Source organism: Bacillus vallismortis, assembly GCF_040784915.1.
GTDB classification, from domain to species: domain Bacteria; phylum Bacillota; class Bacilli; order Bacillales; family Bacillaceae; genus Bacillus; species Bacillus subtilis_G.
Genome location: NZ_CP160797.1, coordinates 2434618 through 2449648, shown reverse-complemented (window position 1 = coordinate 2449648; position 15031 = coordinate 2434618). Strand labels below are relative to the sequence as shown.

Here is a 15031-nt window from a genome sequence, read left to right as displayed (position 1 = left end):
AACACCTATTCCTCTTACTTATTGTAATGATGTTGCTGCCACATTTCAACAGAAAAATGATTGAGAATGCTTATCACATAAGGGGTTATCTACATAACATCCCCCCTAACGATGACTTTAAACGTCGATTTCTGTTTAAAATCTGTTAAAATAAAAAGAGCAAATCAACGATTTTTGTCAGGAAGAATGTGGGTGGATAGGTTGTCATTAAATTACTTCGATATTATGGTTCTCGATTGCCTTTGCAAAATAAACGGAGAACGTTCGGGAAGCGCTGTTTTTCACCTATTCAAAGGCAAAAGATCGTCACAAACCATTCAAGACGCCGGCTTATTTCAGACTGCAAAATACTTTGGAATGGCGCGGAAATGTTCGAGAAGCGATATTTTAGCGTCAATCACCAAGCTCGAACAGCATTCATATCTCGAACCAATGGCTGAAACAGATACATATAAAGTGACAGCCAGCGGCGCAGCGGCATTGAGTCATGCTCTCAATGAACGGCCTTGGCCTGTTCATTGCCACGGCGCTTATTACCAGCAGGCTGCCGGTGTGCTTTGGAGAAGGCTTTCCCTGCTTGTGCAGGTCTTATCTAATAAACTGCAAGGGAGCAGGCAGTATATTCCTGTCACAAAGGATTATAAGACGCTTCACTGGGTAAAGAAATACCTCTCCCGCCATACGGATCATATAGAGATGGCACGCAGCTTTTTTGCCATGCTGGAGGAGCATTTGTATAAGATTGATGACAAAGAAGCGAAAATTTTTGTCTACTCTTTAACCTCGCACGATAGGATCGGCTATACGAGCAGACAGCTTGCTGACACGCTGGAAGAAGATGAATGGTATGTTTATATCATGTTTTGGGCTTCCGTACATTATTTTATACATTCTCTTCCGGAGTGTGAACATTCTCTGTTAAAGGACCTCCTCTCTGATGTGCATGTTGAGAATGCCCTGACAGAGTCAACGAGAAAAACATGGCAGATGGTCAAACAAGGGATCCCGATACAGCGAATTGCAGAAATCAGAAAGCTGAAAACAGCGACGATCGAAGACCATATTGTCGAGATTTCTCTCCACGAGCCTGCGTTTAAGATAGATGACTATGTATCAGCGGAAGACCAGCTCAAAATTGCAGAGTTTGCCAAACGGATGAGAACGAACAAAATCAAACAAATTCGCGACGGGATGGAACAGCGGTTCAGCTATTTTCAAATCAGATTGGCATTGACAAAGCAGGTGCAGCAATATGACTAAATTACAGCAAACGTTATATCAGTTTTTTGGTTTTACTTCCTTTAAAAAAGGGCAGGAGGACATTATTAGAAGCATACTTAGCGGGAAGGATACCATTGCGATGCTCCCGACTGGGGGAGGAAAATCGCTTTGCTACCAGCTGCCTGGTTATATGCTTGACGGCATGGTATTAATCGTTTCTCCATTGCTTTCCTTAATGGAGGATCAGGTACAGCAGCTGAAGGCGCGGGGTGAAAAGCGTGCGGCAGCTTTGAACAGCATGCTTAGCATGCAGCAGAGACAATTCGTTTTAGATCATATTCATCGCTATAAATTTTTGTACTTGTCTCCTGAGGCTTTGCAGTCCCCATATGTATTGGAAAAATTGAAAAGCGTATCGATCAGCCTATTTGTTATTGATGAGGCGCATTGTATATCTGAATGGGGGCATGACTTCAGGCCTGACTATTCAAAGCTTGGACAGCTGAGAAAAAAACTTGGGCATCCGCCGGTTCTGGCATTGACCGCTACAGCTACAAAGGCTACGCTGCAAGATGTCACGGACCTGCTTGAGCTGCAGCATGCCGAACGGCATCTCAATTCAGTCAATCGTCCAAATATCGCGCTCAGGGTTGAACATGCGGCTGATACTGTCGAAAAAATAGATAGGGTCATTCAGCTGGTTGAAAACCTGCAAGGTCCGGGAATTGTTTATTGTCCGACAAGGAAATGGGCTGAGGAATTAGCGGGTGAAATTAAAAGCAAAACGAGCAGCAGAGCCGACTTTTACCATGGCGGTATGGAATCTGGCGACAGGATTTTAATTCAGCAGCAGTTTATTCATAACCAGCTTGATGTGATATGTTGTACGAATGCGTTTGGAATGGGTGTCGATAAACCTGATATCAGATATGTGATCCATTTTCACCTCCCGCAAACGGCTGAAGCTTTTATGCAGGAAATCGGCAGAGCGGGACGCGATGGAAAACCGAGTGTCAGCATTTTGCTGCGGGCGCCAGGGGATTTTGAACTTCAGGAGCAGATTATCCAAATGGAGAGTGTTACAGCTGAAGAAATCGCCAATGTGATCCGTGTGCTTGAGGAGACGGAGGAGCGGGATGAGAGAAGGCTGCGTGACTTATTAATGCAATATGATATCGGAGAGACCCAAGGCCGTATGATAATACATCTCTTCATGCAGGGCAAAACATCAATTGAACTGGTGAAGCGGGAGATTTCTTATCGCATGGAACTTAAGCTGGAAAAAGTTCGCCGCGTATCTTTGCTGCTTCAGCGTGATGGCTGTATAAGACAATCGCTGTTAACCTATTTTGATGAATCATACGATCCTGAGGACGGAAACCTCCCGTGCTGTTCTCATTGCGGTTTCGATCTATCCTTGTATGAACAAAAAGAAGAACGGAATAAAAAGGCTTCATTAGACAGCTGGAGTTCGGAATTGCACCGAATATTCAGCTTGCAGACTGTAGGTGAACTGGACTGAAACAGCAAAAGGATTTCATTCAGCAAATGTCAGACCGTGATATGCTGAAGCAGTTATATTTGACGCAGCTTTTGATCCTCATCGCCGCAGCTGCAGCAGGATTGTTCTTTTTTAAGGATGTCAGAGACGTACTAAAACTCTGGGATATTAGCGATATGCGAATCATATGGTACGGTGTTTCTATTGCTGTTATTGTGATTTTAGCCGATATGGCAGTGATGAAATGGTGCCCGCCCCATCTATATGATGACGGGGGAATCAATAAAAAAATATTCAGTAAGAGGTCAATCCCTCATATTATATTTTTAACGCTTCTGATTGCTTTCGCGGAAGAAATGTTATTCAGAGGAGTGCTGCAGACTCATATCGGTTTATGGGCGGCCAGCCTTGTATTTGCCGTTCTTCATTTTCGGTATTTGTCAAAATGGCTGTTATTTATCATGGTGACAGCAATCAGCTTTTTGCTCGGACTGATGTATGAATGGACCGGTAACTTATTTGTTCCGATGACGGCGCATTTTATCATTGATGCCGTGTTTGCCTGTCAGATTCGTTTTGAACATGTGAGGAGGGATAAACATGACGAACATGTCGAGAGTAGAGCGAAGAAAAAACCAGAATCTTTATGAAGATCAAAACGCCGCCTTGGCGGACGAATATTTCGATGATGATGGAGAAAGCCTTCCGACAAGACAATCTGTAAAAAATCAAAGAGAACAGAAAAAAAAGCAAGGTAAAACAAAAACGCCATTATTCACTGTGCTCGCTGTATTATTTGTATTTGTCCCGGTTATCGTTTTAGTCAGTTTATTTTATCTAAAAAACCACCCGGATCACCGTGACGATTATGAAGATGTTTTTATCGACAGCAGCCAAAGCAAATATGAGGTTGTATCGAAATCAGAGGGTAAAAAAAACACCAAAGAAGACGACACCAAAGAGACTGCACTGCAGCAAGCGTCCAAAAAAAAGTCTGAGAATACAAAGGCTAAAGAGCCGGCAAAAACAACAACTGATAAAAAACAGCCTGCTTTAGCGGAAACAGAAGACTCAGAAAATAAGGAGGAAGCAACCGCCGCGGCTGCTTCCTCTTCCCAACAAACAGCAGCCCAAAAAGAACAGCAGCCGGCAGAACCAGTTCAATCTAAGGCGAAACGAGTAGTTAAGCACACCGTCCAAAAGAAAGAAACGCTGTACCGCATTTCCATGAAATATTATAAAAGCCGGTCGGGAGAAGAAAAAATCCGTGCGTATAATCATTTGAATGGAAATGACGTATACACCGGACAAGTTTTGGACATCCCCCTTGATGGATGAATAGGGCATTTTTTTTAATTCACGCTCATATATTGTAGCAATGAAAATGGACAAGGTGTGAAGCGTATGGAATCCTTATGGAATCAGCTCGATCAGTTTACAGATGCGCCGACTAAACAGATGCTCCAAGCGCTGGTGAAACGAAAACAAAAATTTGAAAATTATGCAGCGCAATGCCGCAGATGGCGATGGGCTTCACTCATTTGCTTGGGCTTATTATGTCTTATGATCATGATCAAAAGCCCGGCGCCTCAGCTCGTTCTTCAAGAAATGCTAAGCCGTACCTTTTATTTATTTTGGATGATGGCCACCGCTTTTGCATACTGCACTTCATTTTATTTTAAGAAAAAGGAAGATAAAGCTGAGGGCGATTTCCATAAACTGAGATGCGAAATTATTCAGAAGAGCACTGATCTTTGGCCGCAGCCGGATAAATGGAAGGCGAGAGAGTCTGTTTTTCAAATGATGAAGCACAAATATGATATTAATCTATATTTTGAAAGTAAATAAAATGGGGCGTTTTCTCAAACGATAGAAACGTCTTTTTTTATTGTCCGTCTTATTGATAAGTTCTAAAAAGAATGGAGAGTTTTTATGAAGCTATCAGTGAAAATTGCCGGTGTGCTAACTGTTGCCGCAGCGGCTATGACGGCAAAAATGTATTCAACAGCAAAAGGCAACCATTTGAAAACACATACGTTTCTTTTATCAAAAATGAAGGGCAAATTGCCTCTTACAATCTTTTTTATTTCGGACATTCATAAACGTTCCATCGATCAAGACCTTTTACAAAAAGCGCGTAGTCATGCCCCTCACCTGGTTATCATCGGCGGTGATTTAGCCGAGGGCGGGGTGCCCAGTACGAGAATCGAGGAAAACATCAAACGGCTCTCAAATATTGGGGTCCCTGTTGTGTTTGTGTGGGGAAATAACGATTATGAAGTCAGACAGCATAAGCTGTATTCCATATTCAAAGCATACGGTGTCATCAGCCTGAGGAATGAATCAGTTTCGTTTTCGCACAATGGGCATACGATTGCGATTGCGGGAGTTGATGATATCAAGATGGAGATGGATCATTATGAGGAAGCCATTAAAGAGCTCGACAAAAGCCAGCTGAATATTCTGGTTTGCCATAACCCGGAAATCCACGAACAAATCAATGAAACCGACGGTATTGATGCGATATTCAGCGGACATACCCATGGCGGTCAGATCAGATTTGGGAAATTCGGCCCGTATGAGCTTGGAAAAACAGGTATTGTTAAACATGCGGCGTATCTGATCAGCAACGGATATGGCACGACAAAAGTGCCTTTTCGTTTAGGTGCTGAGCCGGAAACACATATTGTAACTCTTTGCGCGCCAGAATAACTTCTCAAAAGCAAAAATCCATAAGGCAATAAAAACTGCATTGTGCTTGTCTTACTAGTGAACTCAGTGTAAACTGATAACAATTAAGAACCTATGACTCATCATCTCATATAATGTGTTATATGATTTGTGTGCAAGTAGAGGCAGGAGGGAACGTTATGCGGCTTGAGCGTCTGAATTATAATAAGATTAAAATCTTTTTAACCCTCGATGATTTGACAGACCGGGGATTGACAAAAGAAGACCTCTGGAAGGACTCATTTAAAGTCCACCAGTTATTTAAAGATATGATGAATGAAGCTAATACAGAGCTCGGCTTTGAAGCGAATGGACCGATTGCAGTGGAAGTGTATTCTCTCCAAGCACAAGGGATGGTTGTGATCGTAACAAAGAACCAGGAAGCAGATTCCGAAGACGATGAGTATGATGATGATTACATCGAAATGCAAGTCAAGCTTGATGAAAGCGCGGACATCATTTATCAATTCCATTCCTTTGAAGATATCATTCAGCTTTCAGAAAGCTTACAGCGAATCGGTATCACAGGGGGGACTGTCTACCACTATGAGGGACAGTACTTTTTAAGCCTTGAAGACCTGGGGTCACATACGACTGAGGGAGTTGTGTCGGTTCTGGCTGAATACGGCAATCCGACAACTTTAACGATTTATCGCTTGCAAGAGTATGGTAAGCTTATTATGGACGATAATGCTGTTGAGACGATACAGACTCATTTTTTATAAAAATGCAACGGAAAACTGCTGATTTGACAGCAGTTTTTTTTGAGTTAAAAAACATGGAAAAACATAACGTTTATTCTATGCATAAATCATATGAAGGTGTATACTATTCTCTGAAAGGGAGCATGTGAGAAACAGAAGATTCTAGGAGGTTAACTCAAATGGCAGCCGATCGAAACACCGGTCATACAGAAGAGGACAAACTTGATGTGTTAAAATCAACCCAAACCGTAATACATAAGGCTCTGGAAAAATTGGGATATCCCGAAGAAGTCTACGAACTGTTAAAGGAGCCGATGAGATTATTAACGGTAAAAATACCTGTTCGTATGGACGACGGTTCAGTACAGATTTTTACAGGTTATCGTGCGCAGCACAATGACTCTGTCGGTCCGACGAAGGGCGGGATACGTTTTCACCCGAACGTAACAGAAAAAGAGGTGAAGGCGCTTTCTATTTGGATGAGTTTAAAATGCGGCATAATTGATCTTCCATATGGCGGTGGTAAAGGCGGAATTGTTTGTGATCCAAGGGATATGTCGTTTAGAGAGCTGGAGCGTCTGAGCAGAGGATACGTCAGAGCAATCAGCCAAATTGTCGGCCCGACAAAAGACGTGCCGGCACCGGATGTATTTACAAACTCACAAATCATGGCTTGGATGATGGATGAGTATTCAAGAATTGATGAATTTAATTCGCCTGGATTTATTACGGGCAAGCCGCTTGTGCTTGGCGGATCTCACGGGAGAGAATCTGCGACAGCAAAAGGCGTAACGATCTGTATTAAAGAAGCGGCAAAGAAAAAAGGCATCGATATTAATGGTGCGCGTGTCGTTGTTCAAGGCTTCGGAAACGCGGGAAGCTATTTAGCTAAATTTATGCATGATGCGGGAGCAAAGGTTGTCGGCATCTCAGATGCGTATGGCGGACTTTATGATCCGGAAGGCCTCGATATCGATTACTTACTCGACCGCCGCGACAGCTTCGGTACCGTAACAAAGCTTTTCAACGATACTATTACGAACCAGGAGCTGCTGGAGCTGGATTGTGATATCCTTGTTCCTGCCGCAATTGAAAATCAAATTACAGAAGAAAATGCCCATAATATCCGGGCTGGAATTGTCGTTGAAGCGGCAAACGGGCCAACAACGCTTGAAGGAACAAAAATTCTTTCAGACCGGGACATTCTGCTTGTGCCAGACGTACTGGCAAGCGCCGGTGGCGTAACGGTTTCATATTTTGAATGGGTTCAGAATAACCAAGGCTTCTACTGGAGTGAAGAAGAGGTAGAAGAGAAATTAGAAAAAATGATGATCAAATCATTTAACAATATTTATGAAATGGCTAAAAACCGAAGAATTGACATGAGGCTCGCTGCTTATATGGTCGGTGTTCGCAAAATGGCTGAAGCTTCGCGCTTTAGAGGCTGGATATAAGTTGATAATTTGCATAAAAATAAAAAATCTCCTATGATAAAATAGGAGATTTTTTTTATTCGGATATATAAAAATATGAAGTGAAATGCCAATCGCAGGAGTTGACGGAAATGATTCAAGAAAAAGCAATAATTATTGGTGGAGGACCTTGTGGACTATCTGCTGCCATTCACCTAAAACAAATTGGCATTGATGCCCTCGTCATTGAAAAAGGCAATGTCGTTAACAGCATTTACAATTATCCGACGCATCAAACCTTTTTCAGCTCAAGTGAAAAGCTTGAAATTGGAGACGTGGCATTTATTACGGAAAACAGAAAACCTGTCAGAATTCAGGCTTTGTCGTATTACCGGGAAGTCGTCAAACGGAAAAACATCCGTGTCAATGCGTTTGAAATGGTGCATAGAGTCACGAAAGCGGAAAACAATTCATTTGTTATAGAGACGTCAAAAGGAACTTACACGACACCGTATTGTATTATTGCAACAGGCTATTATGATCATCCAAACTATATGAACGTACCCGGTGAGGATTTGCCAAAAGTATTCCATTATTTTAAAGAAGGCCATCCGTACTTTGATAAAGATGTCGTCGTCATCGGCGGCAAAAATTCAAGCGTAGACGCTGCGCTTGAACTCGTGAAATCTGGAGCGCGTGTCACAGTCTTATACAGGGGCAATGAGTATTCGCCAAGCATTAAGCCGTGGATCCTGCCTGAATTTGAGTCGCTCGTCAGAAACGGGACAATTCGCATGGAATTTGGGGCATGTGTCGAAAAAATCACCGAGGATGAAGTGGTATTCCGCTCCGGCGAGAAGGAACCCATTACCATTAAAAATGATTTTGTATTTGCCATGACAGGCTATCATCCCGATCATCAATTTCTTGAAAAAATGGGTGTTAAAATTGATCAAGAAACAGGACGTCCATTTTTTAATGAAGAAACGATGGAAACAAACGTTGAAGGCATTTTTATTGCCGGGGTCATTGTTGCCGGGAACAATGCAAATGAAATATTTATTGAAAACGGCAGATTTCACGGGGGACATATCGCAGCGGAAATCGCCAAAAGAGAAAATTGTTAAAGAAGGGGAGCATATGAAGAATTCGTATGCTCTTTTTGTTTTTTTAAGTTCAGACAGATGTAAAATCATAAACAACATGGTAGGATAGACTTAGGAATATAAAGGAAAGAGGTTGCCTGATGTTTGCAATCATCTCTGCAGGAATCGCTCCCGGCATCGCGCTGTTAAGTTATTTTTATTTAAAAGATCAGTATGATAATGAACCTGTACATATGGTGCTTCGGTCGTTTTTTCTGGGAGTTGTTCTTGTATTTCCCACAATGTTTATCCAGTACGTGCTTGAAAAAGAGAATGTGGGAGGCGGAAGCTTTTTCGTTTCTTTTTTGACTTCAGGGTTTTTGGAGGAATCACTGAAATGGTTTATTCTGATGGTCAGTGTATACCCGCACGCCCACTTTGATGAGCATTATGACGGGATTGTGTACGGGGCCAGTGTATCGCTCGGTTTTGCAACTCTCGAAAATATTCTTTACTTAATCGGCCACGGTGTGGAGCATGCGTTTGTCAGGGCGCTGCTGCCAGTTTCATGCCATGCCTTGATAGGTGTTATTATGGGATTTTACCTTGGGAAAGCCCGTTTTTCCGCTCATAAGGCGCGTGTGAAGTGGCTTATTCTTTCTTTAGCTGTTCCGTCACTTTTGCATGGATCGTATGATTTTATTCTGACAGCACTCAGCAATTGGATTTATTATATGTTTCCATTTATGTTGTTTTTATGGTGGTTTGGTTTGCGCAAAGCGAAAAAAGCCCGTTCCGTCAATATGATGCAAGTATAGAAGCCGCACAGAACCGTGCGGCTTTTTGTGTGCCGATTTATCAAATGAGATTTATGTTCTGAGGGATAACAAGGAAAGAGTGTATAAAAATAACCTCGTTACAGAAAATACGATTACACTCAAAAATTTGCTGTAGGAGGCTTGAAAAGATGAAGTCCAAAGGAACGATTATGGCATGTCTCATCCTTTTTTCCTTTACAATAACGACGTTTATCAATACTGAAACCATCTCTGCCTTTTCCAATCAGGTCATTCAAAGAGGGGCTACAGGAGACGATGTGATCGAACTCCAAGCGCGCCTTCAATATAATGGATACTATAACGGAAAAATTGACGGGGTTTATGGATGGGGAACGTACTGGGCAGTTCGAAATTTTCAGGATCAATTCGGGTTAAAAGAGGTTGATGGCCTTGTAGGGGCTAAAACAAAGCAAACCCTAATATCTAAATCTAAATACTATCGTGAATATGTCATGGAACAGCTTCAAAAAGGGAATACGTTCACGCATTACGGAAAAATTCCGCTAAAGTATCAGACGAAACCGTCAAAAGCAGCAACACAAAAAGCAAGACAGCAAGCAGAAGCGCGGCAGAAACAGCCTGCGGAAAAAACAACGCAGCAGCCTAAAGCGGATAAACAGCAAAACAACACACCTGAAAAAACAAGAAAACAGGACGCGGTCGCAGCTAACATGCCTGGCGGATTTTCCAACAATGATATTCGGCTGCTTTCTCAAGCGGTTTACGGGGAAGCACGGGGAGAACCGTACGAGGGTCAGGTTGCCGTCGCGGCAGTTATTTTGAACCGGTTGAACAGTCCGTTATTTCCCAATTCAGTTGCTGGTATTATTTTTGAACCGCTTGCTTTTACAGCAGTGGCTGACGGGCAAATCTATATGCAGCCGAATGAAACGGCAAGAGAAGCAGTGCTGGATGCCATTAATGGCTGGGATCCAACCGAGGAAGCACTGTACTACTTTAATCCGGATACAGCGACCAGCGCATGGATTTGGGGACGCCCGCAGATCAAGAGAATCGGAAAACACATTTTCTGTGAGTAGCAGGATATAAGAAAGCATAAAAATGAGGTGTGATAAATGATCAGAGGTATTTTAATCGCGTTGCTCGGTATTGCAATTGTCGGTACAAGCTACTGGGGATACAAAGAACACCAGGAAAAAGACGCAGTTCTTCTTCATGCTGAAAATAACTACCAGCGGGCGTTCCATGAACTTACCTATCAGATGGATCAGCTTCACGATAAAATCGGAACAACACTCGCCATGAACAGCCAAAAATCACTGTCACCTGCATTGGTAGATGTGTGGAGGATTACATCTGAAGCCCATAACAGTGTCAGTCAGCTGCCGCTTACATTAATGCCGTTTAACAAAACAGAAGAGTTATTATCAAAGATCGGCGATTTCAGTTATAAAACGTCAGTCAGAGATTTGGAGCAAAAGCCGCTAGATAAAAAAGAGTATACATCACTAAATAAGCTATATCAGCAATCCGAAGATATACAAAATGAATTGCGTCATGTTCAGCACCTTGTTATGAGCAAAAACCTTCGCTGGATGGACGTAGAGATGGCACTGGCTTCTGACGAAAAACAAAGCGATAATACGATTATCAACAGCTTTAAAACCGTCGAAAAAAATGTCGGTGCATTCTCCACCGGAACAGACCTTGGCCCGAGTTTCACCAGCACCAAAAAAGAAGAGAAGGGCTTCAGCCATCTGAAAGGAAAACAAATTTCCGAACAGGAAGCAAAACAAATTGCTGAGCGTTTTGCCCCGGATGACAATTATTCAATTAAAGTGGTGAAAAGTGGAAAAAAAACAAACCGCGACGTATATAGCGTCAGCATGAAAGACCCAGACCATAAAGCAGCGATTTATATGGATATTACGAGAAAGGGCGGGCATCCGGTATATTTGATCCAAAACAGAAAAGTGAAGAATCAGAAATTCAGTTTGAATGACGGGTCGAACCGCGCGCTCGCCTTTTTAAAGAAAAACGGATTTGAAACAGATGATTTGGAAATTGATGAAAGTGCCCAATATGATAAAATCGGCGTATTTTCATATGTGCCTGTTGAAAATAAAATCCGAATGTACCCGGAAGCCATTCGCATGAAAGTGGCTTTGGATGACGGTGAGGTTGTAGGCTTTTCAGCAAGGGACTTCCTAACATCCCACAGAAAAAGAAATATTCCTAAGCCGGCCATTACTGAGGCAGAAGCGAAATCGAAATTAAATAAAAATGTACAAGTAAGAGAAACAAGGCTTGCTTTGATTACAAATGAACTTGGCCAAGAAGTGTTATGCTATGAAATGCTCGGGACAATTGAAAATGACACATTCAGAATGTATATAAATGCCAGTGATGGTTCGGAAGAAAAGGTTGAAAAATTAAAAAATGCTGAACCTATATATAAAGACCTATAAAAAACAGGAGGAAAGGACTAAATGTCTTTTCCTTTTTTTCATAACGTGCTTTAATAAAAATGAGAGTATATTGAATACGAAAGAGTGAAGTTAATGATTGAGATTGGGGAAAATATATATTTAGAATATATAGAAGAAAATGAATTGAAAAAAGCGAAAAGTAAAGCTGTAAGCAACGAAAACAATGAGCTTTTGATCGCGTACCCGGTTGATGTAGCTACAGGGCGAACTGTGATTTTGCATAACGATATGGAAGTAACGGTAGAGTTTGTGGGCAAAGACGAAGTTCCTTACCGCTTTACAAGCCGTATAAAAGGTAAAGTGAAGGACAAACTTCAAATGATCTGTCTTGAAGTGCCTCCCCGTGAAAAGGTGAAACGGATCCAGCGCCGCCAGTATGTGAGAACTGATGCGGTATTGGATGTGCGAATGCAGCCGGCAGCTGAGGAAGAGTTCAGCACACTTTCCTATAATATCAGCGCGGGCGGCATCGCCTTAATTTTAGCGGATGGCCATTCCTTTCAATCCGGGGAATCATTAAGCCTGATTATCAGTCTTTCTGAAAATGAAAACATACGTCAAATAGAAACAGAAGCCGTTGTCAGACGAGTCTTTGACGATCCGAAAACAGGGAAGCATAAAATGACCCTTGAGTATACGGGAATCTCAGCGAGTGACCAGCAGTTTCTGCTTCAATATTGCATCCGGCGCCAGTTAAATAAGAGAAGAAAGGCACGGATGGAATAAACATCGGCAAACACTTCCATACTATTTGTGATGGAGGTGCTCCGATGAAAACATTTGAACGGCTGCTGATCAAATTATTGTTCATTCAGGCCATCATTTTACTTGGTGTCCAGATTCTTTTTCACTATGAGCATATTGAGCCTTATGTATCAAAAGTGATTCAATATGAAGGGGTGGATAAAATGGAGGAGAACAATAGGATTGAAACCTTCAAACATTAATTATTCATCAATTTTCCACCCTTTTTCATAAAGTTCGTGATACAATCCATAGAGGAGAAAAGAGCAAGGAGAGGAATTATGGAAAAGAAATTATCGATTGCAATTGACGGCCCGGCAGCTGCGGGGAAAAGCACCGTTGCCAAAATTGTGGCTGAGAAGAAATCGTACATATATATTGATACAGGAGCGATGTATCGGGCGATAACGTATACGGCTTTGCAAGAAAACATTGACCTGGCAAATGAAAAAAAACTGGCTGAGCTGCTAAAGCGGACAAACATTGAACTGATGACAACAGAAGAAGGACAAAAAGTGCTCGTTAACGGCACCGATGTAACTGAGGCGATCCGAACAGACGAAGTCAGCAACCAAGTTTCAATAGCAGCAAAGCACAGAAGCGTCAGGGGAGAAATGGTGAAACGCCAGCAGCAGCTTGGGGAAAAAGGCGGCGTCGTCATGGATGGACGTGATATCGGGACTCACGTGCTGCCGAATGCTGAAGTGAAAATCTTTCTTTTGGCTTCTGTTGAGGAAAGAGCGAAACGCCGTTATGAAGAAAACGTGAAAAAAGGCTACGATGTCAACTATGAGACATTGATTGAGGAAATTGCAAGAAGAGACAAGCTTGATTCAGAGCGCGAAGTATCACCATTGCGCAAAGCAGAAGACGCTCTTGAAATCGATACGACATCTCTTTCCATTCAAGAGGTAGCTGATAAAATCCTCAAGGCAGTGGAGCAAAAGTCCCGCTGATTATGGCGAATGCCACTTTTTTGGATTTTTTCAGCCAAGAAAGAATGTTATTGCTTGACAAACCTGTCCTTTTATTAGAAGTTAATACTAATAAAACTTTTTATTGATCATTCAAAAAACTTTTTTGGATGATTCTTTAATACATATTCGGCTAAAAGCGGGCATGTTATATGTCCAGCTTTCAAACCGTTTTAATTAAGCTGTGTAGGTTTGGACCAAGGAGGTTATTCAAATGACAGAGGAAATGAATCAAATTGATGTTCAAGTGCCAGAGGTTGGAGATGTAGTTAAAGGGATTGTGACAAAGGTAGAGGATAAGCATGTGGATGTTGAAATTATCAATGTCAAACAGTCCGGTATTATTCCAATCAGTGAATTATCAAGTCTTCATGTAGAGAAAGCATCGGATGTTGTAAAAGTAGACGACGAGCTTGACCTGAAAGTAACAAAAGTGGAAGACGATGCTTTGATTTTATCTAAACGTGCTGTTGATGCAGACCGCGCTTGGGAAGACCTTGAGAAAAAATTTGAAACAAAAGAAGTGTTTGAAGCTGAAGTTAAAGATGTCGTGAAAGGCGGACTTGTCGTTGATATCGGCGTTCGCGGTTTTATTCCGGCATCACTTGTTGAAGCGCATTTCGTTGAAGATTTTACTGATTATAAAGGAAAAACACTGTCTCTGCTCGTTGTAGAGCTTGACCGTGATAAAAACCGCGTGATCCTTTCACACCGTGCCGTTGTTGAAAGTGAGCAAGTAAATAAAAAACAAGAACTTCTTCAGTCTCTCGAAGTTGGAAGTGTACTTGATGGCAAAGTGCAGCGCCTGACTGATTTTGGTGCGTTTGTTGATATCGGCGGTATCGACGGACTTGTACACATTTCGCAGCTTTCCCACTCCCATGTGGAGAAGCCGTCTGACGTTGTTGAAGAAGGACAAGAAGTAAAAGTGAAAGTATTATCGGTTGACCGTGATAATGAACGTATTTCTTTATCTATCAAAGATACACTGCCTGGACCGTGGAGCCAAATCGGCGAGAAAGTGAAACCAGGCGATGTGCTTGAAGGAACTGTGCAGCGTCTTGTAAGCTTCGGAGCCTTTGTTGAAATCTTTCCGGGTGTTGAAGGTCTCGTTCATATTTCTCAAATTTCCAACAAACACATCGGCACGCCGCATGAAGTCCTTGAAGAAGGACAGACTGTAAAAGTGAAGGTTCTTGATGTGAATGAAAATGAGGAGCGCATTTCATTAAGTATGCGTGAACTTGAAGAAGCGCCTAAAGCCGATCAGGAAGATTACCGTCAATATCAGGCGAAGGAAGAAACAAGCACTGGCTTCCAGCTTGGTGATCTGATCGGAGATAAGCTGAATAAACTAAAATAATTGGTGAT

At 42.1% G+C, this 15031-nt stretch carries 16 protein-coding genes; all 16 read left to right on the top strand.

Annotated elements, in window-relative coordinates:
* Positions 1 to 201: 201 nt before the first annotated feature.
* The gene (locus tag ABZM97_RS11810) at positions 202 to 1260 is read left to right on the top strand and encodes a helix-turn-helix domain-containing protein (protein WP_087990808.1); all 1059 of its coding nucleotides are present in this window, start codon (positions 202 to 204) and stop codon (positions 1258 to 1260) included.
* Positions 1253 to 2743 (top strand): ATP-dependent DNA helicase RecQ, encoded by a 1491-nt coding sequence (locus ABZM97_RS11805; RefSeq protein ID WP_087990568.1) that lies wholly within the window; start codon positions 1253 to 1255, stop codon positions 2741 to 2743. Before ABZM97_RS11810 ends, ABZM97_RS11805 begins: the two co-directional genes overlap by 8 nt.
* 26 nt (positions 2744 to 2769) lie before the next feature.
* Positions 2770 to 3372 carry a CPBP family intramembrane glutamic endopeptidase gene (locus ABZM97_RS11800; protein WP_176365270.1) on the top strand — a complete coding sequence of 201 codons (603 nt, stop codon included), beginning with the start codon at positions 2770 to 2772 and terminating at the stop codon, positions 3370 to 3372.
* The gene (locus ABZM97_RS11795; RefSeq protein ID WP_087990567.1) at positions 3323 to 4060 is read left to right on the top strand and encodes a LysM peptidoglycan-binding domain-containing protein; all 738 of its coding nucleotides are present in this window, start codon (positions 3323 to 3325) and stop codon (positions 4058 to 4060) included. Before ABZM97_RS11800 ends, ABZM97_RS11795 begins: the two co-directional genes overlap by 50 nt.
* Before the next feature lie 66 nt (positions 4061 to 4126).
* Positions 4127 to 4570: a YpbF family protein gene (locus ABZM97_RS11790; protein ID WP_087990566.1), complete on the top strand. Its 444-nt coding sequence runs from the start codon at positions 4127 to 4129 to the stop codon at positions 4568 to 4570.
* 84 nt (positions 4571 to 4654) lie between these two features.
* Positions 4655 to 5434 carry a metallophosphoesterase gene (locus ABZM97_RS11785; RefSeq protein ID WP_202327360.1) on the top strand — a complete coding sequence of 260 codons (780 nt, stop codon included), beginning with the start codon at positions 4655 to 4657 and terminating at the stop codon, positions 5432 to 5434.
* A 158-nt stretch (positions 5435 to 5592) separates the two neighbouring features.
* Complete coding sequence (locus ABZM97_RS11780) at positions 5593 to 6177, top strand: genetic competence negative regulator (RefSeq protein WP_087990564.1); 585 nt, start codon at positions 5593 to 5595, stop codon at positions 6175 to 6177.
* 158 nt (positions 6178 to 6335) lie between these two features.
* Positions 6336 to 7610 (top strand): NAD-specific glutamate dehydrogenase, encoded by a 1275-nt coding sequence (gene gudB, locus ABZM97_RS11775; RefSeq protein ID WP_087990563.1) that lies wholly within the window; start codon positions 6336 to 6338, stop codon positions 7608 to 7610.
* 110 nt (positions 7611 to 7720) lie between these two features.
* Positions 7721 to 8695, top strand: coding sequence for a YpdA family putative bacillithiol disulfide reductase (locus ABZM97_RS11770; RefSeq protein ID WP_087990562.1), 975 nt, complete (start codon positions 7721 to 7723; stop codon positions 8693 to 8695).
* 119 nt (positions 8696 to 8814) lie between these two features.
* Positions 8815 to 9471, top strand: coding sequence for a glutamic-type intramembrane protease PrsW (gene prsW / locus ABZM97_RS11765; protein ID WP_087990561.1), 657 nt, complete (start codon positions 8815 to 8817; stop codon positions 9469 to 9471).
* 149 nt (positions 9472 to 9620) lie between these two features.
* On the top strand, positions 9621 to 10532 hold the full coding sequence (gene sleB / locus ABZM97_RS11760; protein WP_087990560.1) for a spore cortex-lytic enzyme: 912 nt from the start codon (positions 9621 to 9623) through the stop codon (positions 10530 to 10532).
* Positions 10533 to 10568: 36 nt separating this feature from the next.
* Positions 10569 to 11921, top strand: a complete 1353-nt coding sequence (gene ypeB / locus ABZM97_RS11755; protein WP_087990559.1) for a germination protein YpeB — start codon at positions 10569 to 10571, stop codon at positions 11919 to 11921.
* A 93-nt stretch (positions 11922 to 12014) separates the two neighbouring features.
* Entirely contained in the window at positions 12015 to 12668 is a 654-nt protein-coding gene (locus ABZM97_RS11750; RefSeq protein ID WP_087990558.1) for a flagellar brake protein, read from the top strand.
* A 44-nt stretch (positions 12669 to 12712) separates the two neighbouring features.
* Positions 12713 to 12889, top strand: coding sequence for a YpfB family protein (locus ABZM97_RS11745; RefSeq protein WP_087990557.1), 177 nt, complete (start codon positions 12713 to 12715; stop codon positions 12887 to 12889).
* Positions 12890 to 12967: 78 nt separating this feature from the next.
* A complete protein-coding gene (gene cmk, locus ABZM97_RS11740) occupies positions 12968 to 13642 on the top strand; it encodes a (d)CMP kinase (protein WP_367386858.1) in 675 nt (224 codons plus the stop codon).
* A gap of 232 nt (positions 13643 to 13874) precedes the next feature.
* Positions 13875 to 15023: a 30S ribosomal protein S1 gene (gene rpsA, locus ABZM97_RS11735; RefSeq protein ID WP_087990555.1), complete on the top strand. Its 1149-nt coding sequence runs from the start codon at positions 13875 to 13877 to the stop codon at positions 15021 to 15023.
* Positions 15024 to 15031 lie beyond the last annotated feature (8 nt).

Bases quoted from the DNA above. Each gene is read 5' to 3' on its own strand.
- ABZM97_RS11800 (WP_176365270.1), top strand. From the start codon at position 2,770: ATGTCAGACCGTGATATGCTGAAGCAGTTATATTTGACGCAGCTTTTG.
- ABZM97_RS11795 (WP_087990567.1), top strand. From the start codon at position 3,323: ATGACGAACATGTCGAGAGTAGAGCGAAGAAAAAACCAGAATCTTTAT.
- ABZM97_RS11750 (WP_087990558.1), top strand. From the start codon at position 12,015: ATGATTGAGATTGGGGAAAATATATATTTAGAATATATAGAAGAAAAT.
- rpsA (WP_087990555.1), top strand. From the start codon at position 13,875: ATGACAGAGGAAATGAATCAAATTGATGTTCAAGTGCCAGAGGTTGGA.
- ABZM97_RS11790 (WP_087990566.1), top strand. From the start codon at position 4,127: ATGGAATCCTTATGGAATCAGCTCGATCAGTTTACAGATGCGCCGACT.
- gudB (WP_087990563.1), top strand. From the start codon at position 6,336: ATGGCAGCCGATCGAAACACCGGTCATACAGAAGAGGACAAACTTGAT.
- ABZM97_RS11780 (WP_087990564.1), top strand. From the start codon at position 5,593: ATGCGGCTTGAGCGTCTGAATTATAATAAGATTAAAATCTTTTTAACC.
- ABZM97_RS11785 (WP_202327360.1), top strand. From the start codon at position 4,655: ATGAAGCTATCAGTGAAAATTGCCGGTGTGCTAACTGTTGCCGCAGCG.
- ypeB (WP_087990559.1), top strand. From the start codon at position 10,569: ATGATCAGAGGTATTTTAATCGCGTTGCTCGGTATTGCAATTGTCGGT.
- prsW (WP_087990561.1), top strand. From the start codon at position 8,815: ATGTTTGCAATCATCTCTGCAGGAATCGCTCCCGGCATCGCGCTGTTA.
- ABZM97_RS11745 (WP_087990557.1), top strand. From the start codon at position 12,713: ATGAAAACATTTGAACGGCTGCTGATCAAATTATTGTTCATTCAGGCC.
- ABZM97_RS11770 (WP_087990562.1), top strand. From the start codon at position 7,721: ATGATTCAAGAAAAAGCAATAATTATTGGTGGAGGACCTTGTGGACTA.
- sleB (WP_087990560.1), top strand. From the start codon at position 9,621: ATGAAGTCCAAAGGAACGATTATGGCATGTCTCATCCTTTTTTCCTTT.
- cmk (WP_367386858.1), top strand. From the start codon at position 12,968: ATGGAAAAGAAATTATCGATTGCAATTGACGGCCCGGCAGCTGCGGGG.
- ABZM97_RS11805 (WP_087990568.1), top strand. From the start codon at position 1,253: ATGACTAAATTACAGCAAACGTTATATCAGTTTTTTGGTTTTACTTCC.